Origin of the sequence: Goodfellowiella coeruleoviolacea, assembly GCF_024171785.1 — a bacterium.
GTDB classification, from domain to species: Bacteria; Actinomycetota; Actinomycetes; order Mycobacteriales; family Pseudonocardiaceae; genus Goodfellowiella; species Goodfellowiella coeruleoviolacea.
This window is the reverse complement of the sequence record NZ_JAMTCK010000007.1, coordinates 338658-364567: the sequence shown is the minus strand read 5'-3', so window position 1 is coordinate 364567 and position 25910 is coordinate 338658. Positions and strand designations below refer to the sequence as shown.

Below are 25910 nucleotides of genomic sequence, written 5' to 3'. Positions count from 1 at the left end.
ACGGCGGCCGGCCGCGGCGCGCCCTGCCCGGCCCGGCCTCACTGCACGATGCGGATCCGCCCGTCCCACGCGCCGGACAGCAGCTCGGGCAGCAGCTCGTCCAGCTGCGCCGGGTAGACGGTGTCGGTGGTCTCGCGCAGCTCGGGCACGCTCCACCAGCGGTGGCCGCGCACGGTGTCGATCTCCACCTGGGTGAAGCCCGAGGTGTCCACGGCCAGCTCCCCCGGCACCCGCAGGAAGAACAGCCACTCCTCGGCGTCGTAGGCCCGGCCGTCGAAGCTGAACACCGCGCGGCGCCGCCACACCGGCCCGACCAGGTCCTCCGGTGGCACGCGCAGCCCGGTCTCCTCGGCCAGCTCGCGCACGGCCGCGTCGCGCGGCTGCTCGCCGGGTTCGATGCCGCCGCCCACGGTGAACCAGAACGTCTCGCCGGGCTGGGCCGGGTCGTGCCCCTCGAACAGCAGCACCCGGTCGGCGCCGTCCACCAGCAGCACCCGGGCGGCCGGCCGGGGCGTGAACACCACGGGGTCGGTCTCGGCGGCCGGCTCGGCGATCTCGAAGTACTCCGGGCAGGCGGCGGTGCCGGCCAGCTTGAACCAGCGCACCGGGCGGCGCCGGCGCAGCGCCGTGGTGTCGCGCACCGCGTCGTTGTGCACCCGCCTGGCCAGCATCACCCGCTGCTCGGCGTCGGACAGCTCGGCGGCCAGCCCCGGGGGCAGGGCCTGCCGGTCCACCTGGCCGAGCAGCCTGGTCAGCTCGTTCTCGGCCTCCTCGCGCCGGGGGCGGGGAGCCCGCTCGGCGCGGTCGGCCAACTCGTGCAGCCGCTCGGCGAGGTCGGCGTCCAGCACGCCGGCCGCGGCCAGCGCCCGGACCACCACGGCCCGCCTGGCCAGCATCGCGTCCAGCGCGGCCCAGGCCGCGTCGGTGCGCACGTGCAGCCGGTCCAGCCTGGTGGCGACACCCAGCAGCCACGGTCCGACCAGCAGCGCGACCACCAGCAGCACGGTGAGCGCGGCGACCACGGTCGTGCTCGTCACCCGGCCTCCTCACCAACCTGGCCGGTCCCGGCCCCGCTCACGACGGGACGTCCCCGGCTTCCCGGACACTGCGCGGGTTGGCCGCCATGGCGGTCTCGTAGACCCGCAGCACCTGGCCGGCGACCACCGACCAGTCGAACGCGGCCACCCTGGCCGTGGCCAGCGTGGCGTACTCGGCCCGCCGCGCCGGATCGGTGAGCAGGCCGCGCAGCGCCCCGCCCAGCGCGGCGGCGTCGCCGACCGGGGTCAGCACCCCGGCGCGACCGTCGTCGAGCACCCGGCGGAACGCGTCCAGGTCGCTGGCGACCACGGCCGCGCCCGCGGCCATCGCCTCGGTCAGGATGATGCCGAAGCTCTCCCCGCCGGTGTTGGGCGCGCAGTACACGTCCACGCTGCGCAGCGCGCTGGCCTTGGTGGCGTCGTCGACCTGGCCGAGCAGCACCAGCCGGTCGGCCAGCGCCGGCCCGGCCTGGGCGCGCAGCTCGTCCTCGTCCCCCCGGCCGACCACCAGCAGGCGCAGCTCCGGCAGGTCCGCGACCAGCGGGCGCAGCGCGTCCAGCAGCACCGGCATGCCCTTGCGCGGCTCGGTGTAGCGGCCGACGAACCCGACCGTGCACCCGGTCGGCGGGTGGTCGGGCAGTGGCTCGGCGGCGGCGAACAGCCCCACGTCCACCCCGTTGGGGATCTCCACGGCGTCGCCGCCCAGGTGCTCCACCTGCACCCGGCGGGCCAGCGCGGACACCGCGATCCGCGCGGTGATCTTCTCCAGGAACGGCCGCAGCACGGCCTGGAACGCGGCCAGCGCGCGCGAGCGGGGCGTGGCCGTGTGGAAGGTCGCCACGATCGGGCCGTCGGCCACCATCAGGGCGAGCATGGACAGGCTGGGCGCCACCGGCTCGTGCAGGTGCAGCACGTCGAACTCGTGCTCCCGGATCCACCGGCGCACCCGGGCGAAGGACAGCGGCCCGAAGGCCAGCCGGGCCACCGAGCCGTTGTACGGGATGCCGACCGCGCGGCCGGACGGGGTGACGAACTCGGGCAGCTCGCTCTCCTCGGCGGCCGGCGCCAGCACCTCCACCTCGTGGCCGAGCCCGCGCAGCGCCCTGGCCAGGTCGACCACGTGCGCCTGCACACCGCCGGGCACCTCCAGCGAGTAGGGGCAGACGATGCCGACCCTCACGAGGGCTCCCCGTGGCCGGCCGGCTGGCCGACCTCACTGGCCTGGCGCGGCTGCCCAACACCGGGCTGGCCAACACCGGGCTGGCCAACACCGGGCTGGCCGGCGTCGCGGGGCTGGCCGGCCCAGCCGGGTCTGGCCGCCCGCCGGGGCCGCCCGCCGGGCGCCTCGGGCAGGTCGGCCTCCCACACCCGCTGCAGCATGTGCCAGTCGGCCGGGTGGGCGGCGATGTCCGCGGCGAACACGTCGGCCAGCGCCTGGGTGGCCGCGGGCACGCCGCGGATGCCGGCGATCCGGATCGGCGGGTGGATGCGCACGCCCCAGCCGTCCTCGGTGTACCAGCACCCGGCCGGCAGCAGCGCGGCCCCGGTCCGGGCCGCCAGGTAGGCCGCGCCCGCCGGCATCCTGGCCGGCTCGCCGAAGAACTGCACGCGCACGCCCGCGTCGGTCAGGTCCCGGTCGGCCAGCAGGCACACCACCTGGTTCGCCCGCAGCCGCTCGGCCAGCACGGACGCGGCCGGACGCGCCCCGCCGGTCAGCGGCACCACCTCGAAGCCCAGCGACTCCCGGTAGGCCACGAACCTGCGGTAGAGCACCTCCGGGCGCAGCCGCTCGGCCACCGTGGTGAAGCTGCCGCAGTGCCCGGCCAGCCACACCCCGGCCAGATCCCAGTTGCCCGAGTGGGGCAGCGCCAGCACCGCGCCGTTGCCCTGGGCCAGTGCCGCGTCCAGGTACTCCTGCCCGGTGACGAACCGGTCACCGTCGCGGACCACCCCGGCCCGGTCGGCCGGGCGCAGCCGGAACGCCTCGCACCAGTAGCGGGCATAGGACCGCATGGCCTGGCGCACCAGGTCGTCCAGTTCGTCCGCGCCGGCCCGGGGCACCACCCGGGCCAGGTTGCGCCGCAGCTGGGTGGCGCCCGGTCCGCCGCGCCGGGCCGCCAGGTCGGCGGCCGCGCCGAACAGCCAGTGGGCCACGCCCTCGGGCAACGCCCTGGTCAGCCGCCAGCCGGCCAGGTAGCCCAGTGCCGCCAGTGCCTCGTTGACCGACGCCCGCGACCCGGTCGTCATCCCTGTGCCCCCTTCGCCGCCCGCCACACGGCCACCAGCCGCTGGCCCACGGTGATCACCGACAGCGCCGCGAGCAGCCACAGCGCCACGGTCGCGGCGTGCGGCACGGACAGGCCCTCCAGCCCGGTGCCCACCAGCGCGATGATGAACCGCTCGGCGCGCTCCACCAGTCCCCCGTCCGCGGCCAGCCCGGACGCCTCGGCCCGCGCCTTGACGTAGGAGATGACCTGCGCGGCCACCAGGCAGACCAGGCTGGCCGCGGCCAGCGACCGGTCCTGCGCCACGGCCAGCGCCCACCAGGTGAGCGCGGCGAACAGCGCCCCGTCGGCGATCCGGTCACAGCTGGCGTCCAGCACCGCGCCGAACGGCGTTCCGCTGCCCCGCGCCCTGGCCATGGCCCCGTCGAGCAGGTCGAACAGCACGAACACGGTGACCGCCACCGAGCCCGCGAACAGCTGGTCGCGCGGGAAGAACCAGACGGCGGACAGCACCGTGCCCACGGTGCCGACCACCGTCATGGCGTTCGGGCTGAGCCCACGGCGAACCAGCCACGTCCCGATGGGATCGGTGACGCGTGAGACCGAGGCACGGGCGAAGATGTTGAGCATGAGGCTGTCGACTGCACCTACCGCAGGGGACCAATGGCCTCGGAAGCCTAACCGCCCAGCTCAGTCCGTGGCGCGGCGACACCGGGACTAGGCGGGTCCCGGGGGCACCAGGTCTGTCCGGACCAGGCTGGCGTAGTCCGCGGCGATGCCGGCCAGCAGCTCCCGGAGCTGGTCGCCGTAGACCGCGCGACACGCCAGCTTCTCGAACAGGTTCAGGTACTCCCGCACGTCGACCGGGTCGGTGATGGTGGCGCTGCCGGTGTGCAGGCTCACCGTCACCACCCGCTCGTCGTAGATGTGGAACCCGTGCAGCACCACCGCGTCGGCCCCGGCGGCCCAGGGCACCACCCCGATCCGCACGTTGGGCCGGTCCAGGTGGCCGGCGATGTGCTCGACCTGCTCGCGCATGAGCTGGGCCGACCCCAGCCGCCACCGCAGCGCGCCCTCGGCCAGCAGGAACACGAACTGCTTGCCGGGATCGTCCAGCACGGACCGCCGGGCCGCGAGCGCGGCGACCGCCGCCTCCCGCTCGTCCTCGGACACCAGCGCCAGCACGGCACGCTGGTAGGCCTCGCTGCGCAGCAGCGCCGGGACCAGGTTGAGCAGGAAGAAGCGGCTGGCCGTGGCCTTGGCCTCGATCCGGCCGACCGCCTGCTGGTGGCGGTGCGCACCGCGGTGCAGCACCACCCGCCGGCTGTCGGTCTCGGTGTGCAGGGCCTTGGCCAGCGCCACCAGCTCGGCCCTGACCTCCTCGGCCGCGCCCAGCTCGACGACCAGGCGCTCCACATCGGCCACGGACGGCAGCAGCATGCCGTTCTCGATCTTGGACAGCTTGGACTGGCTCATGCCGGCGGCCCTGGCCGCCGCGGTGCCGGTCAGCTCGGCGTCGGACCGTAATCGACGCAGCTCCCTGGACAGCCGCTCGCGAGCCAGCCGGAACCGTTCGGGGGCGGTCATGACGCGGACTCCGCGGTGGTCGGCCGCGCGGCCGGGCCCGGTCTCGCCCTGCGGTCCGGGAGCACGGCGGCCGATCTCGACCGGGCTACCACGTCAGGCGGCACCTCGCTGGAACCCGACCTCGCCGCGGCTTCGGGGAGCACGTCGACGGGATTCGACTTCGCCTCCGCTTCGGGGAGTACGTAGGCGATCATAAATCGAACCCTAGCCATGATGGCGGGTCAATACGATCGGCCATCGGCGGGGTTGCTGGCCGTCCAATGGGTACATCCGCTCGGCCATTCGGAAACATAACGCGCAGTCGTGAGCAGGCCTAACCTTTTTCCAGTGCCTTTCCGGCAGTGCGACGAGCCTGTTCGAACCGGCCGCGACGTGCTATTTCACCGGCACCGGGGCGGAACTCGACGCAACCGGACCAGCAGGTCCCCCGATCGTGGAACGGCCATCGCGCACACCCCGGCCACCCCGCTCACCGGAGGCCGAAATGGCAACGATTCCGGAGTGGTCAGCGCGCTCGCGCACGCCATTCTTGGTATTGCCGACAACCGGGTGCCGGGAAGTCGGACGGGGTGCCGCGGCGTACCGCGCGACACCCCGCCCGTGCTGTTTTCGGTGTTTGCCCGACCCGGCTCAGTCGACCGCCTGCCACGCCTGGGCGAGCAGCTGCCTGGTCTCGGCCAGCAACTGCGGCAGCACCTTGGTGTGCCCGATCACCGGCATGAAGTTGGCGTCCCCGCCCCACCTGGGCACCACGTGCTGGTGCAGGTGCGCGGCGATGCCGGCGCCGGCCACCGCGCCCTGGTTCAGCCCGATGTTGAAGCCGTGCGGCGCGGACGCGTGCCGCACCACCCGCATGGCCCGCTGGGTGAACCGGGCCAGCTCCACGGTTTCCGCCGGGCTCAGGTCGGTGTAGTCGGCGACGTGCCGGTAGGGCACCACCATCAGGTGCCCCGGGTTGTACGGGTACAGGTTCAGCACCGCGTACACCAGCTCGCCGCGCGCCAGGATGAGCGCGTCGGCGTCGGGTTGGCCGGACAGCCGGCAGAACGGGCAGCCGTCCTGCGCGCTGTCCGTCGGCTTGTTCTCGCCCTGGATGTAGGCCATCCGATGGGGTGTCCACAGCCGCTGCAGGGCGTCGGGCACGCCAACGCCCTGCTGTGCCACCAGTTCCGGCTGGTCGCTCATCTACCGCCTCCGCATCGCCGGGTCAGGCCAGGTCGGCGCGCAGGTGCTGGGCGGTCGGCGACTCGTTCTCCCGGCGCTGGATCCAGTCGGTCAGCACCGCCACCGCCCGGTCCACCGCGACCCCGTTGACCTGGGTGCCGTCCCGGAACCGGAAGGACACCGCGTCGTTCTCCACGTCCTTGGCGCCGGCCAGCAGCATGAACGGCACCTTCTGCGTGGTGTGCGTGCGGATCTTCTTCTGCATCCGGTCGTCCGAGGTGTCCACCTCCACCCGCACGCCCCGCTGCCGCAGCAGCGTGGCCACGCTCCGCAGGTGCGCCACGTGCTCGTCGGCGATGGGGATGCCGACCACCTGCACGGGAGCCAGCCACGCCGGGAACGCGCCCGCGTAGTGCTCGGTGAGCACGCCGAAGAACCGCTCGATGGACCCGAACAGCGCGCGGTGGATCATCACCGGCTGCTGCCGCGTGCCGTCGGCCGCCTGGTACTCCAGCCCGAACCGCTTGGGCTGCTGGAAGTCGACCTGGATGGTGGACATCTGCCAGGTCCGACCGATGGCGTCCTTGGCCTGCACCGAGATCTTCGGCCCGTAGTAGGCGGCCCCGCCCGGGTCGGGCACCAGTTGCAGGCCGGAGGCCTCCGCGGCCACCCGCAGCGCCTCGGTGGCCTCCGCCCACTCCTCGGGCTCGCCGATGAACTTGGGCGAGTCGTCCCGGGTGGACAGTTCGAGGTAGAAGTCGTTGAGCCCGTAGTCGCGCAGCAGGTCGAGCACGAAGGTGAGCAGCGAGCGCAGCTCCTCCTGCATCTGCTCCTTGGTGCAGTAGATGTGCGAGTCGTCCTGGGTCATGCCGCGCACCCGGGTCAGGCCGTGCACCACACCGGACTTCTCGTACCGGTACACGCTGCCGAACTCGAACAGCCGCAGTGGCAGCTCCCGGTAGGACCGCCCGCGCGACCTGAAGATCAGGTTGTGCATCGGGCAGTTCATCGCCTTGACGTAGTAGTCGGTGCCCTCGAAGTGCATGGGCGGGAACATGCTGTCCGCGTAGTGCGGCAGGTGCCCGGAGGTCTCGAACAGCGCGCCCTTGGTGAGGTGCGGGGTGTTGACGAACTCGTAGCCGTGTTCCTCGTGCTTCTGCCGCGAGTACGCCTCCAGCTCACGCCGGATGATGCCGCCCTTGGGGTGGAACACCGGCAGGCCGGAGCCGAGTTCCTCGGGGAAGCTGAACAGGTCCAGTTCGGCGCCGAGCCGGCGGTGGTCCCGCCGCTCGGCCTCGGCCAGCATCTCCAGGTGCTTGTCCAGCGCCTCCTGCGACTCCCACGCGGTGCCGTAGACGCGCTGCAGCTGCGGGTTGCGCTCGTTGCCGCGCCAGTAGGCGGCGGCCACCCTGGTCAGGGCGAAGGCCGGGATGTGCTTGGTGGTCGGCAGGTGCGGGCCTCGGCACAGGTCGCCCCACACCCGCTCGCCCGTGCGCGGGTCGAGGTTGTCGTAGATGGTCAGCTCGCCACCGCCGACCTCCATCACCTCGGCGGTGTCCACCTCGCTCTTGAGGTCGACCAGCTCCAGCTTGAACGGCTCGCCGGCCAGTTCCTCCTTGGCCGCCGCCACCGACTCGACCACCCGCCGGGAGAACCGCTGCGAGCCCTTGATGATCTGCTTCATGCGCTTCTCCAGCGCCTGCAGGTCCTCGGGGGTGAACGGCCGGTCCACGGCGAAGTCGTAGTAGAAGCCGTCCCGGATGGGCGGGCCGATGCCCAGCTTGGCCTCGGGGAACAGCTGCTGCACCGCCTGCGCGAGCACGTGCGCGCAGGAGTGGCGGATCACGCTGCGGCCGTCCTCGGTGTCCGCGGCGACCGTCTCCACCTCGGTGTCGGCCTCCGGCGTCCAGGACAGGTCGCGCAGCCTGCCGTGCAGGTCGCGCACGACGACCACGGCCAGCGGCCCCTTGGTGGGATACCCGGCCTCGCGCACCGCGGTCCCCGCGGTAGTGCCAGCCGGTACCACCACGCGCGGCGCGGGTTCGGCGGCTGGGGGACGCGGCTCGGACACGACGACTCCTCGGTGGTGCTCACTTCACGCGCGGTGAAGCGGTGGGCTGATGTCAACCTCCGATGCTATCCACTGCCCCGGTCAGCCCACCCAGCGGCGTTCCCCGTCCTGCCACTGCTCGCTCGGGGCCAACCCGATCGCGGCGGCCACCCGCGCGCTGGCGGCGTGCCCGGGGTGGATGTGCGCCCGGAACCGGTCGACGCCTCGGGCGGCCAGCCAGCCCCGCACCGCCCCGGCCGCCTCGCGCGCGTAGCCGTTGCCCTGGTGGCGCACGCCCACGATCCACGCCAGCTCGGCGACCAGCCGGCCGCCCTCGGCCACCACCGTGGCCTGCACCGTGCCCACGGCCGCACCACCGGCCCGGAGCAGCACCGCCCAGTTCAGCCACGCCTGCGTCCCGTCCGGTGAGCGCTGTCCGGCCAGCGCGGCGTACCGCCGGGTGAGGCTGGCCAGGTCCGGTGGCTGGCCGCCGATGACGGTGTAGAGCGCGGGATCGGCCAGCACCGCGCACATGGCCGGCGCGTGCGCCGCGGTGATCGGCTCCAGGCGCAGCCGCCCGGTGGTGGTCACCTCGGCCCTCGGCCAGTCAACGCCCATCCGCCGGACTCTACGTCCCCGGTCCCGCCCTGGGTGGTTCGCCGCACACCCCCGCGCGCCCCGCCGTGCCGTCGGCTCCTTGACCTCGATCGCGGTGGATGTCCCAGACTCACCGCATGACGATCTGGATCTGCGGCACCTGCGGGGTCGAGCACCCGGACACCGCGCGGCCGCCCGCCGAGGACTGCCGCGTCTGCGCGGACGAGCGGCAGTACGTTCCGCGGACCGGCCAGGTGTGGACCACCCTGGACCAGCTCGCCGCGACCACCCGCGAGCTGGTGCGCGAGGAGGTCGAGCCGGGCATCCACCGGTTCCACCAGGAGCCGGAGTTCGCCATCGGCCAGTGGAGCTACCTGGTGCGGACCGAGGCGGGGAACCTGCTGTGGGACCCGCCCAACCACCTCGACGAGTCGCTGGTCGCCGCGATCGGCGAACTCGGGGGCGTCGCGGTGGTCGTGGCCAGCCACCCGCACATGTACGGCTCGCAGGTCAGCTGGAGCCACCGGTTCGGGCGGGTTCCCGTGCTGGTGCACGCCGCCGACCGGCGGTGGGTGCGGCGGGAGGACCCGGTCATCCGGGAGTGGCGCGGCACCGAACAGGTCCTGCCCGGCGTCACCCTGGTCGAGGCGGGCGGGCACTTCCCCGGCGCCGCGGTCGCCCACGTCGCCGCCGGGGCGGGTGGCCGGGGCACCCTGCTCACCGGGGACACCATCATGCCGGTGGCCGACCACGGGTGGGTGACGTTCATGCGCAGCTACCCCAACGCGATCCCGCTCTCCGCCGGGCTGGTGCGCAGGATCGTGGACCGGCTGGAGCCCTACCAGTTCCACCACCTGTACAGCCTGGTGGGCGGTCCGGTGGTCACGGATGCCAAGAACGCGGTGCGGCGGTCCGCCGAGCGCTACATCGCCTGGGTCAGCGGCGCCAACGACCACCTGGGGTGAGCCGGCCGGCAGGCCCGACCGGGAAGCGCTTTCCACCCGCCGGTTCCCGGTGATCAGGACCGACCACCGGGAGCCGGGGAACCGCTCAGAACACCACGACCGAGCGCAGCACCTCGCCCGCGTGCATCTTGGCGAACGCGTTCTCCACCTCGTCCAGGGCGATCTCCTCGGACACGAACCGGTCCAGGTCCAGCCGGCCCTGCAGGTAGAGGTCCACCAGCATGGGGAAGTCCCGGCTGGGCAGGCAGTCGCCGTACCAGCTCGACTTGAGCGCGCCGCCGTGGCTGAAGAACGGCAGCAGCGGCACGTCCAGCCGCATCTCCGGGGTGGGCACGCCGACCAGCACCAGGGTGCCGGCCAGGTCGCGCGCCTCGAACGCCTGCTGCCAGGTCTCCGGCCGGCCCACCGCGTCGATCACCACGTCCGCGCCGAACCCGCCGGTCAGGTTCTTGATCGCGGCCACCGGGTCGCCCTCGCTGGCGTTGACCAGGTGGGTGGCGCCGAAGCCCTGGGCCCAGTCGAGCTTGCGGCCGTCGATGTCCACCGCGATGATCGTGGCCGCGCCGGCCAGCCGGGCGCCGGCCACCGCGGCGTTGCCAACGCCGCCGCAGCCGATCACCGCCACCGAGTCGCCCCGCCGGACGTTCCCGGTGTTCAGCGCCGCGCCCAGGCCGGCCATCACCCCGCAGCCGAGCAGGCCCACCGCGGCCGGCCGCGCCGCCGGGTCCACCTTGGTGCACTGGCCGGCGTGGACCAGGGTCTTCTCCACGAACGCGCCGATGCCCAGCGCCGCGGTCAGCGGGGTGCCGTCGGTCAGCGTCATGGGCTGGGCCGCGTTGTGCGTGTCAAAGCAGTACCAGGGCCGGCCGCGCCGGCAGGCCCGGCACACCCCGCACACCGCCCGCCAGTTGAGCACCACGAAGTCGCCCGGCTCGACCTCGCCGACCCCGTCGCCGACCTGCTCGACAACACCGGCGGCCTCGTGGCCGAGCAGGAACGGGAACTCGTCGTTGATGCCACCCTCCCGGTAGTGCAGGTCGGTGTGGCAGACCCCGCAGGCCAGCACCCGCACCACCGCCTCGCCAGGGCCGGGGTCGGGCACCACCACGGTGGTGACCTCCACGGGGGCGCCCTTGGCCCGGGCGACGACACCGCGAACCCGCTGCTCTGCCATGTGCTTCTCCTCGCTCCCACGCTGTTCAGGGCCTGCCGCCTATCGTGGAGCACGGGCGGGCGTCAGGCCATCAAGATCACCGGGCCGGGCAGCGCGGGGGCGGGCAAGGCACCGCAGCCGCGGTATCGGCACACAGCGAACGGGAAGTGGCATGCACGAGGGTCAACTGGTGATCCGGGGCACGGGGACGCACGAGATCGAGATCAACCGGTCCCGGTTCCTGTGCTCGGTGGCCAGGGCGACCGACGAGCGGCAGGCCGAGGCGTTCATCGCGGGGGTGCGGCGCGAGCACTGGAACGCCACGCACAACTGCACCGCGTTCCGCATCGGCGAGCACGCCCAGCTGCAACGGTCCAGCGACGACGGCGAGCCGGCCGGCACCGCGGGCGTGCCCATGCTGGAGGTGCTGCGCCGGCGCGGGCTGACCGACACCGTGGTCGTGGTGACCCGCTACTTCGGCGGGGTCAAGCTCGGCGCGGGCGGGCTGGTGCGCGCCTACGGCCGGGCGGTCAGCGAGACCATCGACCGGGTGGGCACGCTGCGCCGGCGGGCGTTCACCGAGATGGCCGTGACCACCGACCACGCCGGGGCCGGCCGGCTGGAGCACGCGCTGCGCGAGGCCGGCCACCGGATCGCCGAGGTGGACTACGCCGCCGCGGTCCGGTTCACCGTGCTGGTGCCGGTGGCCGACGAGGCGGGCTTCGCCACCTGGCTGGCCGAGCGGACCGGCGGTCGCGGCCGTGCCGTGCCCGGCGCGCGCGTGCTCGTCGAGGTCGCCGCCGAGTAGCCCGGATCCCCACGCCAGCGGCCGGGTGCGGGCGAGGTCGGGTGACGCGGCGGCACCGCGGCTGACCGGCCGGCGAAACCGCTCTCCGCCTGGGGCGCACCCGTCGGATTCCGCCCGGGCGGGCACGTGTCCTGGGCAACTCATCGACAAAATCGTGTTTCAGCCGGCGCTGGAACGGGCAGATGAGACTCGAACACGTTCTCGACTCACACGGGAGAACATCATGACCGTCACAGGCCTCATCACCGCGATCATCGTCGGTCTGATCATCGGGGCGCTTGGCCGACTGGTCGTCCCGGGCAAGCAGCGGATTCCGATCTGGCTCACCATCGTGATCGGTATCATCGCCGCGCTGATCGGGACGCTGATCGCCAGAGCTGTCGGGGTCGCCGAGACGAGCGGGTTCGACTGGATCGAGCTGATCTTCCAGGTCGTCCTGGCGGCGATCGGCGTGAGCATCGCGTCGGGCACCTACGGCCGGCGTCAGCTCCACTGACCGAGGACGCTCGCACACCGACAACCCAACAACCGCAAGCCCGGTGGGGCGGACGAGTGACCCCGGCTCGTCCGCCCCACCGCTGTGCCCAGGCGGCTCGGCCGCCGCAGCGGTGCACGCCCGCGGCTCGGCCGCCACAGCGGTGCACACCCGCGGCTCGGCCGCCACAGCGGTGCGCGCCCGGGGCTCATCCGGCGGCCTCGCGCAGCGCCGGCAGCAGTTGTCCCTTGGCGAAGTCCAGGAAGTCGTCCTGGTGGTCGCCGCCCACCTGCACCAGGGCCACGTCGGTGAAGCCGGCCTGCCAGTAGGGGGCCACCGCCGCGACGATCCGGTCCACGTCCGGGCCGCACGGGATGTGCTCGGCCACGTCCGACTCGGTGACGAACTGCGTCGCCGCGGCGAACCCGGTGGGGCCGGGCAGCTCCGCGTTCACCTTCCACCCGCCCGCGAACCAGCGGAACTGGTCGTGCGCCCGGCGCACGGCCGCGTCCCGGTCCGGGTCCCAGCAGATCGGGATCTGCCCGATCTTGCGGGACCGGCCGTTGCCGGCGGCGTCGTCCCACGCCCGGCACAGCTCGGCCCTGGGCTCGGTGGCGATCATGCCGTCGGCCAGGCCGGCGAAGTGCTCGATGCCCTGGTGGCCGGACACGGCGGTGGCCAGGGGCACGCGCTGGTCGGGCAGGTCCCACAGCTTGGCCGAGTCCACCCGATAGTGCTGGCCGGAGAAGTTGACGTAGCCGCCGGCGAACAGCGCCGAGATGATCTTCAGCGCCTCCACGAACATCTCGTGCCGCACGTTGACCGAGGGCCAGCCGCGCCCCACCACGTGCTCGTTGAGGTTCTCCCCCGCGCCCAGGCCCAGGGTGAACCGGCCGTCGCAGAGCAGTTGCACGGTGGCCGCCTTCTGGGCGACCACGGCGGGGTGGTACCGCATCAGCGGGCACGTCACGTACGTCATCAACTCGACCCGCTCGGTCACCTGGGTCACCGCGCCGAGCACGCTCCAGGCGTAGGGGGCGTGGCCCTGGGTGTCCAGCCACGGCGAGTAGTGGTCGCTGATGACCTCGAAGTCGAAGCCGCTGCGTTCGGCGCCGGCGGCGTAGCGGACGAGGTCGCGGGGGCTCGCCTGCTCGGTCATCAACGTGTATCCAAAGCGCACCATGGTCACTACGCTGACACGGCCCGCCCGGCTCCGCTCGGTCAGCGCGACGCCGTTGACACGGCGGGACGACCGCTGGCGCGGTGCCCGAAACGGCCGAGCGCGGACAGGTTTCGGGACAGGATCCGGCCGGCGTCTTGACACCCGGGTGGCCGTGCCGATTCGCTGAGCCCGGGTCACGCACGGTCACACCGCCGCGACCCTTCGTATCCCAACACGTGGTGGGGGGCGCGGACGATGACACGACTGCGGAGACGGCGGCCGGGGTTTCCGGGCGGCCGGCGGGTTCGGTTGCCGCTGGCGGGTGCGCTGGCGGCCATACTGGCGGTGACCGGCTGGACCCCCGTGCTCGCCGAACCAGGAGCGGCCGTGGCCGAGGCGACCTCCTTCTCCTCCTCCTTCGAAGCCGGCGATCCCCAGCCGGACTGGCTGGACACCGTCGACACCGACGCCACCGGCCAGCCCCGCGCGCACGGGGTCAGCGGGGAGGACTCGATCAGCCTGCCGGGCAACGTGACCGACACCGTGGCGACGGTGACCGCCAACGGCGAGAACGCCGAGGCCGGTGAGGTCAAGGAGAACCTGGTCGACGGCAGCGTCACCACCAAGTGGCTGGTCCGGGCCAGCACCGGCTGGGTGCGCTTCGACCTGACCGACCCGGTCGCCGTCGCCCGCTACGCGCTGTCCTCGGCCAACGACTCCGCCGAACGCGACCCCAGGGACTGGACGCTGAGCGGCTCGGTCGACGGTCAACAGTGGACGGTCCTGGACCGCCAGTCCGGGCAGCGGTTCGACGAGCGCTTCCAGACCCGGGCCTACCAGACCGCCAACACCACGGCCTACCGCCACTACCAGCTGGAGATCACCGCCAACAACGGCGGCCCGCTCACCCAGCTCGCCGAGGTGCAGCTGGCCAAGGCCGACCCCGACCCCATCCCGCCCAACATGCGCACCCACCCGAGCCGGGGGCCGGGCGGCGGCTACAGCGCCAAGGCCCACGCCGGGTTCACCGGGCTGCGCGCCCTGCGCTACCAGGGCACGCACACCGCGGCCGGCCGCGGCTACTCGTACAACAAGATCTTCGACGTCGACATCACGGTCACCCCGCGCACCCAACTGTCCTATGTGGTCTTCCCGGACTTCGTCAGCACCTCGGCCGGCGACGACCTGAACTACCCGAGCACCCACGTCTCGGTCGACCTCGCCTTCGCCGACGGCAGCTACCTGAGCGAGCTGGGCGTGCGCGACCAGCACGGCTTCGAGTTGTCCCCGAGGGGCCAGGGCGCGTCCAAGGCGCTGTACACCAACCAGTGGAACCACCTGAGCGCGGCCATCGGCACGGTCGCCGCGGGCAAGCGGATCACCCGCGTCCTGCTCGCCTACGACAACCCCACCGGACCGACCAGCTTCAACGGCTGGGTGGACGACATCAGCATCACCGACACCCCGGCCACGACCACCCGCGCCAGCTTCGCCGAGTACGCCCTCACCACCAGGGGCACCCACTCCAGCGGCAGCTTCTCCCGGGGCAACAACTTCCCGGCCACGGCCGTGCCGCACGGGTTCAACTTCTGGTCGCCGATGACCGACGCGGGCTCGACCAGATGGCTCTACGAGTACCACAAGGCCAACAACGCGGCGAACCGGCCGACCCTGCAGGCGTTCACCGCCAGTCACGAGCCCAGTCCGTGGATGGGCGACCGGCAGACCTTCCAGGTGATGCCGGTGGCCGGCGCGCCCGTGCTGGACCGGGCCGCGCGGGCGCTGCCGTTCAGCCACGACAACGAGATCGCCCAGCCGCACTACTACGGCGTGCGGTTCGACAACGGCATGCGCACCGAGATCACCCCGACCGACCACGCCGCGGTGTTCCGGTTCACCTTCACCGGTGATCAGTCCACTGTGGTCTTCGACAACGTCACCAACGACGGCGGCCTCACCCTGGACCCGGCGGCCGGCGTGGTCACCGGCTACTCCGACGTGAAGAGCGCGGGGTCGACCGGCGCGACCAGGCTGTTCGTCTACGCCACCGTGGACCGCCCGGTGACCGCCAGCGGCCGGCTCACCGGCGGCGGGCGCGACGACGTCGCCGGCTACCTCAGCTTCGCCACCCCGGGCGCGGACAAGGTCGTCACCATGCGCATCGCCACCTCGCTGCTGAGCGTGGCCCAGGCCAGGAAGAACCTGGAACTGGAGATCGGCCCGACCGACACGTTCGACAGCGTGCGCGACCGGGCCCGCCAGCAGTGGGACCGGACCCTGGGCGTGATCGAGGTCGAGGGCGCCACCGAGGACCAGCTGGTCACCCTGTACTCCAACCTGTACCGGCTGTTCCTCTACCCCAACTCCGGCTTCGAGAACACCGGCACCGCCACCAGTCCGGTCCACTCCTACGCCAGCCCGGTGTCAGCACCGGTGGGCAAGGACAGCCCCACCCAGACCGGCGCCAAGGTGGTGCCCGGCAAGATCTACGTGAACAACGGGTTCTGGGACACCTACCGCACCACCTGGCCGGCCTACACGCTGCTGACGCCGAGCAGGGCCGGTGAGCTGATCGACGGGTTCGTCCAGCAGTACCGGGACGGCGGCTGGATCTCCCGGTGGTCCTCGCCCGGCTACGCCAACCTGATGACCGGCACCAGTTCGGACGTGTCCTTCGCCGACGCCTACGCCAAGGGGGTCACCAACTTCGACGTGCGCGCCGCCTACGACGCGGCGGTCAAGAACGCCACGGTGACCCCGCCCAGCATCGGCGTGGGCCGCAAGGGCCTGGACACCTCGATCTTCCTCGGCTACACCTCGACGGCCACCGGCGAGGGCATGTCGTGGGCGCTGGAGGGCTACATCAACGACTTCGGCATCGCCACCATGTCCAGGGCGCTGTACGAGCGCAGCGCGCCGGACGACCCGCGCCGCCAGGAGTACCTGGACAACGCCGAGTACTTCGGCAACCGGGCGCTCAACTACGTGCACATGTTCGACCCCAACGTCGGTTTCTTCCAGGGCCGCAACCCGGACGGCGGCTGGCGACTGTCCCCTCAGGACTACGACCCCCGGGTGTGGGGCCACGACTACACCGAGACCAACGGGTGGAACATGGCCTTCACCGTGCCGCAGGACGGGCAGGGGCTGGCCAACCTCTACGGCGGCCGGGACAAGCTCGCCGCCAAACTGGACGAGTTCTTCAGCACCCCGGAGACCGCCCGGTTCCCCGGCTCCTACAACGGGATCATCCACGAGATGACCGAGGCCAGGGATGTCCGGATGGGACAGTACGGCCACAGCAACCAGCCGGCGCACCACATCATCTACATGTACGACCACGCGGGCCAGCCGTGGAAGGCGCAGGAGAAGGTCCGCGAGATCCTGTCCCGCCACTACCTGGGCAGTGAGATCGGCCAGGGCTACGGCGGCGACGAGGACAACGGCGAGCTGTCCGCGTGGTACGTCTTCAGCGCGCTGGGCTTCTACCCGCTGCGCATGGGCAGCGCCAGCTACGCGATCGGCTCGCCGCTGTTCACCAAGGCCACCGTGCACCTGGAGAACGGCCGCGACCTGGTGATCAACGCGCCCGCCAACAGCCAGCGCAACGTCTACGTGCGGGGGCTGAAGGTCAACGGCCAGCCCTACCAGCAGACCTCGCTGCCGCACGAGTTGCTGGCCCGGGGCGGTGTGCTCGACTTCGACATGGGCCCGACCCCGTCGGCGTGGGGCACCGGCCGGGACGACGTGCCGCCGTCGATCACCACCGGCGACGCCGTGGCCCGGCCGATGGCCGACCTGACCGGCCCCGGCCGGGGCGAGGCCGGTGCCAGCGACGGCGGCAACGTCGCCGGCCTGTTCGACAACTCCTCGCAGACCCAGGTCAGCCTGGCCGGCCGGACACCGTGGGTGCGCTACCACCTGAACGCGGCCAACCCCGACCCGGTCAGCTTCTACACGCTCACCTCCGGCAAGACCGACGGCGACCCCACCGGCTGGGTGCTGCGCGGCTCCTACGACGGCACCACCTGGACCACGCTGGACCAGCGCGCCGACCAGAAGTTCAGCTGGCGCCAGCAGACCAGGGCGTTCCGGATCAGCCAGCCCGGCCGCTACTCCTGGTACCGGTTGGACATCACCGGCAACACCGGCCAGTCCACCACCACCCTGGCGGAGGTGGAGTTGCTGGCCAGTCCCGAGCCGGCCTGCGACACCACCATCACCGACGCGCGCTCCGGCGGACTGGCCGCGACCGACGGGGTGACCTGTGTGGACGGTGCCGCGATCACCGGCCCGGTCACGGTGGCGCGGGACGCGTCGCTGTACGTGCGGGGCGGCTCGATCACCGGCCCGGTCAACGCGGCCGGCGCGGACCGCGTGGTGCTCACCGGCGCCCGGGTGACCGGCCCGGTCCGGCTGGTCGGCACCACCGGTGAGGTGAGCATCGAGCACAGCCAGATCCACGGGCCGGTGGAGCTGACCGGCAACGCCACCACCCGCGCCCCGCTGGTCTCGGCCACCGGCATCACCGGCCCGCTGTCCTGTGTGGACAACAAGCCGGCCCCGGTCAACAACGGCCTGGCCAACACCACCCGGGGACCGGTGACCGGCCAGTGCCAGGGCCTGTGACCGGTCGCGCGGGTAGCGGTGCCGCGGCGCGCGACCGCCCGCGGATCACGGGGTGCGGCGGGCGATGGCCAGGGCCGCGCGCTGGAGTTCCACCCCGAGCTGGGGCACGCGGTCTTCGGGAACGTCGGTGTAGGTGCCGGTGACCTGCACCGCGGCCGACGCCCCGGCGGGGTCCGGCACCGGGGCGGCCACGGACGCCATGCCGGGTTCGCGTTCGCCCCGGGCCTGGGAGTAGCCGAGTTCCCGGATCGTGCTGAGTTCGGCGAGGAACTGGTCACGGTCGACCGTGCTGCCGTCGGCCCGGGTGTGGCTGTCGAGCTGGTCGAGGAACCCGGCGAGTTCGTCGTCGGTCATCTGGGCGGCGAGCGCCTTGCCGGCGCCGAGGTGCAGCGGAAGGCGTTCGCCGATGGGCAGTTCGTAGCGCAGCGGGGTGGCGCCGTCGACGCGGGCGAGGACGACGCGGAACCAGCCGATGCGCTTGAACAGCGAGGCGGTGAGGCCGGTGGCGGCGGCGAGGTCCTGCAGCACCGGGCGGGCGGCGTTGAGCAGCGGACTGGTGGCCAGGTAGGCGTGCGCGCCGAAGATCAGCCCGACGCCCGGCCGGTAGCCGTTGGCGTCGCGCTCGACGCGGCCCCTGGCTTCGAGGACACCGAGGATGCGTTGGGTGGTGGCGATCGGCAGGCCGGCGCGGCGGGCGATCTCGGTCAGCCGCAGGGCGTGCTGGCTGGCGTCGAAGACCTCGAGGATGTCGATGGCTCGTTCGAGTGAGCGCATGCTGGTCGCGGGCTTCGCCGACTCCGCCATGTGCCACGGCTCCCTGTTGTGCGGGTGACGGACCGACCCATCTTTCCACACAGTGGTGAAGTTGTCCGCCAGGTGTCAGCGGAGCGCCGTGGCGTTGGGTGGTGAGCCGACCCCGCCGACCAGGTGGAGGGGTTTGACGACGACGAGGGCGTCCCAGCGGTGGTGGGTTCGGCTGTCCGCGACGAGGTCGGTGAGGTTCCACAGCTCACCGAGGGGCACGCCGAGTTTCGCGATCAGCTCCTGGTGCATCATGCCGGCGTCCTCGGGCGCGCTGGCCAGGAAGGTGTCGGTGGCCACGGGCAGCACCTCCACGGCGAAGGTGTCGGTGGCGAAGAGCGCCACCCGGTGGTCCCACAGCCAGGCCGGCAGGTCGCGGGTCTGCCGGAAACCCGTGGCCCGCCGGGCGTCGCGCACCTCACCGCGCACCGCGGGATCGGCGTCGAGGAACCAGCGCGCCCAGCCGGTGTGCACGAGCACCAGGTCACCGGGCCGCACCCGCTCGCCCTGCGCGTGCAGGGCCCGGTCCAGCACGTCGACGTCCAGTGCCGGCCCCTGCCGGTGGTCCAGCGGGGTGCCCGCCGCGGCGAGCAGCCCTTCGACGTCGATGAGCAGGCCGCGGCCGACGATCGGCTGCTCGGCCCAGCGCTGCACCCCCAGCGCGGGATGGCCGGCGCGGATGAGGTCGTCGGGCACCCCGTTGTAGAAGCCGTGCCCGGAGGCGCGGCGGTGCCGCAACCCGTCGAGCTGCGAGCTGGCCTGCGGGTAGAAGTGGTGCAGCACGTCGTCGCGGACCTGGTCGTGGGCGGCGAGGAGTTCGTGGCGCGGTGCGGAGCGGGCCCGCGCCATCGGTGGGTCGAACGCGTCCAGGGCGTGGTCGAGGCTGAACACCGCGCCACGGGTGACCGCGGCGACGCCGTCGAGCACCTGGGCGGGTCCGGCGAAGTTGGCCGTGCCGCGCTCGGCGTCCCGGTCGAAGACCCCCCAGCTGGAGCCGGGCGGGACGTGCTCGAGCAGCGCCGCGTAGGAGGGCACGTCCGGGCGGGCGGCGTTGTCGGTCTCAGTCATGGTCGGGCTCCTGCCGGCGGTAGGAGAGGACGAAGGACAGCAGGCCGGCGGCGGAGGCACCGCCGAACGCGAACGGGGCGACGGTGCCGGCCCAGTGCCGCGCGGCGGTGGCGTCACCGGCCACGAGGGCGGCGATCTGTCCGACGACGATCACCAGCCCGGCCAGCAGGAAGAACACCACGGTGAGGGCGAACAGGAAGGTGGTGATCCGGGCGGTCCTGGCCCGGGCGGGCGTGGGGCGGTTCAGCGTTGAACTCATGTGCTGCTTCTCTCGTACCGGGAGGCGTACCGGGGTCAGACGGGGAGCACGCCGACGGCGATGAGCACGCCGAGCGCGAGGATGGGCAGGCAGTAGTACTTCAGCAGGGGCAGGAACGTCTTGACCGGATCGACCTGGGCGATGCCGGCGGCCACGTAGATCGGCGCGCCCGAGGGCGGCGACGCCCCCTCGGTGGAGGCGAAGATCAGCACCGCCGCCGCGGCGACGGGCGCCGGGATCCCGGCCCCGACCAGGGCGGCGACCGCGACCGGCCCGACCGCGGCCATGGTCGCGCTGGCGGTGAGCGGGATCGCGATCGCCACGATGATGACGCCGATCGCGACGGCCATGATCCAGCTGGACGCCTCGAGACTGGCGAGCACGGCCTCCAGCTGGCTGGCCAGGCCGAGGTCGGCCAGGACGTTGGAGGCGGAGAAGGCGGCGACGATGGTGATGCCGATGACCCCGAAGGAGGGCGCGGCCTTGCCGAGGGTGGACCACCAGCCCGACGCGGTGCGCGGCAGGTGCCGGCGGCCGAGGAACAGCACGAGCGCGATCATCAGCACCGGAATCCAGGTGATCAGGCTGATCACGTCCGACATGGCGTAGGGCTGCGCGGCGAGCGCGGTGCCGTCGGCCAGCCGGACCGGCTTCTTCAGCTCCTCCCCGACACCGGCGTAGCCGCCCAGGGCGTCGGCGAGCGGACCGCGCGTGAGCAGCAGCGGAACCAGGATCGGCAGGAACAGCAGCAGCGAGGTCCAGCCCGACCGCAGGCTGCGCCGCAGTGGCAGCCGGTCCTGCTCGGCGACGGGTTCGATGCCGTTGCGCCGGACGAGGAACCAGGCCAGCACGATCCGGTAGCCCAGGCACCACAGGCCGGCCAACGCCAGCGGTGCGACGATCTCGTCGGGCTGCATGATCCCCTGGGCGGCGAGCCCGCCGACGAGGATGAACATGGTCGCGGAGAACGGGAAGCTCACGCCCATGCCGGCGCCGCCGGCGACGACGGTGGCGGCCAGCTCCGGCCTGACCCCGGACCGCTTCATCCACGGCACCGTCACGGCGCCGACCGCCGCGGTGACCGCCGCGCCCACGTGCGCGATCGCGCCGAAGATGCCGCCGGCGACGGTGGCCGTGTAGACCGGGCCGCCCCGCAGCCGTCCGAGCACCGAGTTGAGCAGGTCGATCAGCCTGTCCAGCACCGGGGTCCTGGACAGCAGGTAGGACATGAACACGAAGGCCAGCCCGGCGAAGGTGACCTCCTCCTGCAGGGCGTCGGCCACGGCATCGCCAATGGCCGACCACGCCGATCCGCCGTGCTCGGTGCCGCCGACCACCGCGAACGCGCACACCGCCACGAACCCGAGGATCATCGCCTCGCCGATGTTGCGCTTGAACACCGCGTTCCAGACGATGATCACCGCCACGAACGCGAGCAGCGCCCACACCCCGGTCATCACGCGGTCCCGGCGAGGATCGCGGCGCGGCGGCGCGCCTCGTCGGCCGCCACGGCGCGGCCACCGAGCAGGCTGGCGACCGCCTCGGCCGCCGGGATCACGATGACGCCGTCGTCGTCGCCGACGACGAGGTCACCGGGCTGGACGACGACACCGCCGACCGCGACCGGGACGTCCACCTTGCCGGGGCCGTTCTTGTAGGGCCCGGCGGCGCACACCCCGCGCGCCCAGGCGGGAAAGCCCATCCGCTCCAGTTCGGCCACGTCCCGCACGGCCCCGTCGACCACGATGCCGAGGACGCCGCGGCGCTTGGCCCGTTCGGCCATCAGCTCACCCATCAGCGCCCGGCTGGTGTCACCACCGCCGTTGACGACGAGCACGTCGCCCGGCCGGGCGGCGGCGATCGCCCGGTGCAGGGCCAGGTTGTCGCCGTTGCGCACCCAGACGGTGCGGGCCCACCCCGCCACCCGCGCTCCCCGCCACAGGGCGCGCACCGCGCCGTCGAGCATGCCCATCCGGTCGCGCGCGTCCCCGAGGTTGGCCACGGCCAACCCCGCGAACTCGGCCAGCAGGTCCTCGGCCGGCGCCAGCGCGGCATCCGCGCGCCGACGGTGCGCTTCCGCGGTCGCCCTGGTCATCACCGGGGACACCCCGAGCGAGTCCAACAGCGCCGCGGCCGCGGCGGCCTCGTCGGCGCGCCGTGCGGCGTGCTTGAGCGTGCCGTTGTGCAGCCGGTCCAGCGCCGCCTCGCCGCCGGCGAGTTCCCGGGCGATCTGGGCGCGCACCCACTGCTCGGCCCCGGCCGCGCGCCCGGCCGTCGACGACTCGACGATCAGCGCGCCGAGGCCCTTCATGAACGTGCTGCGCAGCAGCTTGCGCCTGGACGCGTCACCGGGTTCCCCGCCGATGTCCTCGACCGGCGCCGCCAACTCCCGGAAGACGTCGGCGGCCCGGGCCGAGCCGCCCCCGCTGATGATCACCGCGGTGGCCGCGCCGTGCGCCGGCACCGACCCGATCACGGCGACGTCCGCGCACCGGTCCGCGCCGACCAGCTCGGCGATCCTGGGCTTCACCTCGGGTGCGGCGGCGTTCATGTCGACGTACACCGCTCCCGGGTCCAGGAACGAGGCGACCGAGGCGGCGGCGCCCTCGGCGGCCCTGCCGCCGACCAGGCTCAGCACGACCTGGGCGTCGCGGACCGCGGCCTCCGGTGTGGTCGCGCGGGTCACTCCGGGCGGGGTGGCGCGGTCGGCCGGGTCGTAGCCCGTGACGGTCCAGCCCAGCCCGACCAGCCCGGCCGCGTAGAGCGTCCCGGCCTCGCCGAGCCCCAACACCGACGCCCGCATGCTGCCTCCTTGCAGATTTCCATACAGTGGTAACTACTCCCGCAGTACGGGCAGTATTGTCACGCGATGAGACACCAGTCAATAGCGAACTCGCCCGAACCACCACGTTCCCAGAGCGCGCCCACCCTCACCCAGCGCGTTGGCACCGGTCCACCGCCCCGCGAGCAACTAGCACTGCGGGCAGCCGCGAGCCGGATCGCGACCGCACCCACCCGGCGACGCACAGATGCCCCGGTGACCAGAGACGCCCGACGTGACCGGACACGGAATCCGTCGGGCTCGCATTTCCATGATCTACACCACATTCACAAAAACGCGGCAGCTCGAAGACCACGTTCCTGACACCACGCAGTCCGAGGGGCCGGAACACCAGTCCGACGACTACTCAACAACCATTCCCCTGTGACACACGTCATGATCGGAGAATCGTTGGCTGAGCCACCACGCGAATGAGCAAGCCGCGGCGAACGCCACGAACAACAGCTCGCAGAACCCGGCCCGCCGAGCAGGGGTGCCACACGACCAACCGCTCCATCCGGGCACCCCAGAAATGACCAACGGCCTGCTGACGATGATCGTCAACAGGCCGTCTGACCAGTATGCATAACTGGTGGGCGATACTGGGATTGAACCAGTGACCTCTACCGTGTCAAGCTAATTTCGCCAATTGCCCTGACCTGCAACAACAAAGAAACCGCAGGTCAGGGCAATTCCATTGAACGCTCCTGGATGCAGTTCAGCGCAGTTGAAACCCAAGCGCCGCTCCCAATCTGCTCCCACCACCCTGCTCCCAGGCTGGCGACTCTGGACATCCCTCGTCAGCCCGGAGCACTCACAGGCTCCCCGAGAGAGTCAGCCCCGGACTATCCCCGCAGGTGCGTGACTGACTGTTGAGCTGGACTTTCGCGGCGGAAAACACACGGAAAGTACCAGCCTGTTTGAAGGCAACCGGATACCGGCTGGCCAGCAGATCCCACAACCGATCACGGACGCGTCGACTCGGGTTGCCCGAGAACACACCAGCGTTGGCCCCCACCATCCACCCGATCACAAGCCCCCACAAAACCCTCCAACTCAGCAGTCAACACGACCACGCTGATCACGACTGCCCAACTCTCCCCCTAAGCCTCGAACCCTCAACCAACCACCGCAAAGTGCTACTCCCCATCCCGGATCAACCAGTGGCACAGCCGCATCGCCGAAGGACTCGCTGGACCAGTTGAGCCCACCCGCAACCGCGCCGATCTCTCCGTCCCACAGTTGGTCGAGGTCCCGGTCGGCTTCCCGCAGTCATCGATTCCGCACACCCCTCACGTGGCGCTGCAGCCTGACAACGCACCCGATCACCTTTCCCTCCAGGTGCGCCATCAACAGATTCGTGACACCACCAGCTTTCTCCTTCGACTTCCCCCACAACACACCCAATCACCGCGTAACCTGTGCGTCCTCACCCTCACCGAACCGCACACATCCCCTTACCCCTTGACCACTAGATCCGTGCCGACGGCATATAAAGAGGCACCGACAGCTCAGCCAGACGAGACACAGCAGGAAGACCTTCGTGACCACGTCCGCACTCCCAGAAACCCCACCTGACTGCAGCCCTCGCAGGGTGAACGGCTCTACTGGGACTGCCCCAGTGCCGACCGACCCTTACCCCTCAGCCCCGCGCAGGAACCCCCACTCCCGCTGCCGCCCTCCGAAACACATGGACAAAACAGGCCACCAAGCCAGGTAAACCGCCAGGTCAGGAAGTGTCGGCCCCGCACCCGCGGGGGTTGCTCGCCGTCAGCCGTGAAGTGGGAAGGGCGCCTGTTGTCGGCCCCGCACCCGCGGGGGTTGCTCTCATCGAGAAGATCCGTGGCGGCGACCCGTACGGTCGGCCCCGCACCCGCGGGGGTTGCTCGCGGCATATCAGCACGGACACGGTGCTGATGACGTCGGCCCCGCACCCGCGGGGGTTGCTCAGGACCTCCTGGATCTCCTCGGCGGTGAGGCCGGTCGGCCCCGCACCCGCGGGGGTTGCTCGCGCTACAGGCCAGCTTCCGGCCTCCCCGACCCGTCGGCCCCGCACCCGCGGGGGTTGCTCTTCGAGTTCGATCACGGTTCCGTCCAGGGTGCGGTCGGCCCCGCACCCGCGGGGGTTGCTCCGCCTGCGCGCAGTGCCGGCCCCCGTACAGCAGGTCGGCCCCGCACCCGCGGGGGTTGCTCCCTGAAGAGGCTGAGGAAGGCGCTGCCTGGCCTGTCGGCCCCGCACCCGCGGGGGTTGCTCCCTGAACACCTTGCAGGCGGTGACTGGGGCGACGTCGGCCCCGCACCCGCGGGGGTTGCTCCGGGGAGGAGCCGCCCTCCTCCTTGCCGTCGACGTCGGCCCCGCACCCGCGGGGGTTGCTCCCATCGGTACGCCCCGAGCCTCCCGCCGACCTCGTCGGCCCCGCACCCGCGGGGGTTGCTCCGCGGCGAGCACCGCGCCCAGCGTGGCCGCGTCGTCGGCCCTGCACCCGCGGGGGTTGCTCTTGAGCTGCGAAACACGGGGGATGCCACCGAGAGTCGGCCCCGCACCCGCGGGGGTTGCTCCGCCATACCGCCAGGCCGGAAATGCGCGGATGGGTCGGCCCCGCACCCGCGGGGGTTGCTCCTGGTTGCGCATCCCGACGAGCAAGTGCACGTCGTCGGCCCCGCACCCGCGGGGGTTGCTCGACTCGACAGGCGCCGTTGGCGCACTCGTCGCAGTCGGCCCCGCACCCGCGGGGGTTGCTCCGAGCTGCGCGCCGAGGCGGCCGGCCTGGCGACGTCGGCCCCGCACCCGCGGGGGTTGCTCCCGGCGTGGATCGCGGTTCGCTGCCGCGAGGCTGTCGGCCCCGCACCCGCGGGGGTTGCTCGCCAGGCTGTTCCCGTCGCCGTTCGACAACGACGTCGGCCCCGCACCCGCGGGGGTTGCTCATGATCCTGGTGCTGACCCGGCCCGATGACATGTCGGCCCCGCACCCGCGGGGGTTGCTCGCAGGCCGAGCTGGCCACCATCTTCAGCGAGGCGTCGGCCCCGCACCCGCGGGGGTTGCTCCGGAGAACACCATGCAGCTCGGCTCTTTCACCCGTCGGCCCCGCACCCGCGGGGGTTGCTCTC

20 protein-coding genes and 1 CRISPR repeat array are annotated in these 25910 nt (G+C 72.3%); of the genes, 4 read left to right on the top strand and 16 right to left on the bottom strand.

The window, feature by feature from the left end; all coding sequences use genetic code 11:
• Nucleotides 1-38: 38 nt before the first annotated feature.
• The 8 genes from LX83_RS17580 to LX83_RS17545 form a co-directional block, all read right to left on the bottom strand.
• Nucleotides 39-1037 carry an NUDIX hydrolase gene (locus LX83_RS17580; protein ID WP_253772648.1) on the bottom strand — a complete coding sequence of 333 codons (999 nt, stop codon included), beginning with the start codon at nt 1035-1037 and terminating at the stop codon, nt 39-41.
• A gap of 37 nt (nt 1038-1074) precedes the next feature.
• Nucleotides 1075-2217, bottom strand: a complete 1143-nt coding sequence (locus LX83_RS17575) for a glycosyltransferase family 4 protein (RefSeq protein WP_253772646.1) — start codon at nt 2215-2217, stop codon at nt 1075-1077.
• Entirely contained in the window at nt 2214-3284 is a 1071-nt protein-coding gene (locus tag LX83_RS17570) for a phosphatidylinositol mannoside acyltransferase (RefSeq protein WP_253772644.1), read from the bottom strand. Before LX83_RS17570 ends, LX83_RS17575 begins: the two co-directional genes overlap by 4 nt.
• Nucleotides 3281-3892 carry a phosphatidylinositol phosphate synthase gene (pgsA, locus tag LX83_RS17565; RefSeq protein WP_253772642.1) on the bottom strand — a complete coding sequence of 204 codons (612 nt, stop codon included), beginning with the start codon at nt 3890-3892 and terminating at the stop codon, nt 3281-3283. The genes LX83_RS17570 and pgsA overlap by 4 nt, the downstream gene beginning before the upstream one ends.
• 87 nt (nt 3893-3979) lie before the next feature.
• The gene (locus LX83_RS17560; protein WP_253772640.1) at nt 3980-4849 is read right to left on the bottom strand and encodes a DUF5753 domain-containing protein; all 870 of its coding nucleotides are present in this window, start codon (nt 4847-4849) and stop codon (nt 3980-3982) included.
• A 630-nt stretch (nt 4850-5479) separates the two neighbouring features.
• Entirely contained in the window at nt 5480-6034 is a 555-nt protein-coding gene (locus tag LX83_RS17555) for an HIT family protein (RefSeq protein WP_253772638.1), read from the bottom strand.
• 22 nt (nt 6035-6056) lie between these two features.
• Nucleotides 6057-8084 (bottom strand): threonine--tRNA ligase, encoded by a 2028-nt coding sequence (gene thrS / locus LX83_RS17550; RefSeq protein WP_253772636.1) that lies wholly within the window; start codon nt 8082-8084, stop codon nt 6057-6059.
• Nucleotides 8085-8165: 81 nt separating this feature from the next.
• Nucleotides 8166-8681, bottom strand: coding sequence for a GNAT family N-acetyltransferase (locus LX83_RS17545; RefSeq protein ID WP_253772634.1), 516 nt, complete (start codon nt 8679-8681; stop codon nt 8166-8168).
• A 116-nt stretch (nt 8682-8797) separates the two neighbouring features.
• Between LX83_RS17545 and LX83_RS17540 the strand changes: the two genes are divergently transcribed.
• Nucleotides 8798-9625: an MBL fold metallo-hydrolase gene (locus LX83_RS17540; RefSeq protein WP_253772632.1), complete on the top strand. Its 828-nt coding sequence runs from the start codon at nt 8798-8800 to the stop codon at nt 9623-9625.
• Nucleotides 9626-9710: 85 nt separating this feature from the next.
• Here the strand turns inward: LX83_RS17540 and LX83_RS17535 are convergent, their stop codons facing one another.
• On the bottom strand, nt 9711-10799 hold the full coding sequence (locus LX83_RS17535) for an S-(hydroxymethyl)mycothiol dehydrogenase (RefSeq protein ID WP_253772629.1): 1089 nt from the start codon (nt 10797-10799) through the stop codon (nt 9711-9713).
• A gap of 151 nt (nt 10800-10950) precedes the next feature.
• On the opposite strand from LX83_RS17535, the gene LX83_RS17530 reads away from it, so the two are divergent.
• Nucleotides 10951-11586 carry a YigZ family protein gene (locus LX83_RS17530; protein WP_253772626.1) on the top strand — a complete coding sequence of 212 codons (636 nt, stop codon included), beginning with the start codon at nt 10951-10953 and terminating at the stop codon, nt 11584-11586.
• A 223-nt stretch (nt 11587-11809) separates the two neighbouring features.
• A complete protein-coding gene (locus tag LX83_RS17525; RefSeq protein WP_253772623.1) occupies nt 11810-12082 on the top strand; it encodes a GlsB/YeaQ/YmgE family stress response membrane protein in 273 nt (90 codons plus the stop codon).
• 187 nt (nt 12083-12269) lie between these two features.
• On the opposite strand, the gene LX83_RS17520 is transcribed toward LX83_RS17525, so the two are convergent.
• Complete coding sequence (locus tag LX83_RS17520) at nt 12270-13250, bottom strand: LLM class F420-dependent oxidoreductase (RefSeq protein WP_308203997.1); 981 nt, start codon at nt 13248-13250, stop codon at nt 12270-12272.
• A gap of 228 nt (nt 13251-13478) precedes the next feature.
• On the opposite strand from LX83_RS17520, the gene LX83_RS17515 reads away from it, so the two are divergent.
• Nucleotides 13479-17852, top strand: a complete 4374-nt coding sequence (locus LX83_RS17515) for a GH92 family glycosyl hydrolase (RefSeq protein ID WP_407649599.1) — start codon at nt 13479-13481, stop codon at nt 17850-17852.
• Nucleotides 17853-17897: 45 nt separating this feature from the next.
• On the opposite strand, the gene LX83_RS17510 is transcribed toward LX83_RS17515, so the two are convergent.
• The 6 genes from LX83_RS17510 to LX83_RS38700 all read right to left on the bottom strand — a co-directional run bounded on the left by LX83_RS17510 (nt 17898) and on the right by LX83_RS38700 (nt 23822).
• Nucleotides 17898-18656, bottom strand: a complete 759-nt coding sequence (locus LX83_RS17510; RefSeq protein WP_253772619.1) for an IclR family transcriptional regulator — start codon at nt 18654-18656, stop codon at nt 17898-17900.
• Nucleotides 18657-18731: 75 nt separating this feature from the next.
• The gene (locus tag LX83_RS17505; RefSeq protein WP_253772616.1) at nt 18732-19721 is read right to left on the bottom strand and encodes a cyclase family protein; all 990 of its coding nucleotides are present in this window, start codon (nt 19719-19721) and stop codon (nt 18732-18734) included.
• Nucleotides 19714-19980: a hypothetical protein gene (locus LX83_RS17500; RefSeq protein ID WP_253772613.1), complete on the bottom strand. Its 267-nt coding sequence runs from the start codon at nt 19978-19980 to the stop codon at nt 19714-19716. Before LX83_RS17500 ends, LX83_RS17505 begins: the two co-directional genes overlap by 8 nt.
• Nucleotides 19981-20015: 35 nt before the next feature.
• A complete protein-coding gene (locus LX83_RS17495; RefSeq protein ID WP_253772610.1) occupies nt 20016-21437 on the bottom strand; it encodes a TRAP transporter large permease subunit in 1422 nt (473 codons plus the stop codon).
• A complete protein-coding gene (locus LX83_RS17490) occupies nt 21437-22783 on the bottom strand; it encodes an RraA family protein (RefSeq protein WP_253772608.1) in 1347 nt (448 codons plus the stop codon). The genes LX83_RS17495 and LX83_RS17490 overlap by 1 nt, the downstream gene beginning before the upstream one ends.
• An 832-nt stretch (nt 22784-23615) precedes the next feature.
• Nucleotides 23616-23822: a type I-E CRISPR-associated endoribonuclease Cas2 gene (locus tag LX83_RS38700; RefSeq protein ID WP_407649598.1), complete on the bottom strand. Its 207-nt coding sequence runs from the start codon at nt 23820-23822 to the stop codon at nt 23616-23618.
• A gap of 717 nt (nt 23823-24539) precedes the next feature.
• A CRISPR array of direct repeats spans nt 24540-25908; the repeat unit is 28 nt; unit sequence GTCGGCCCCGCACCCGCGGGGGTTGCTC.
• Nucleotides 25909-25910: the final 2 nt, after the last annotated feature.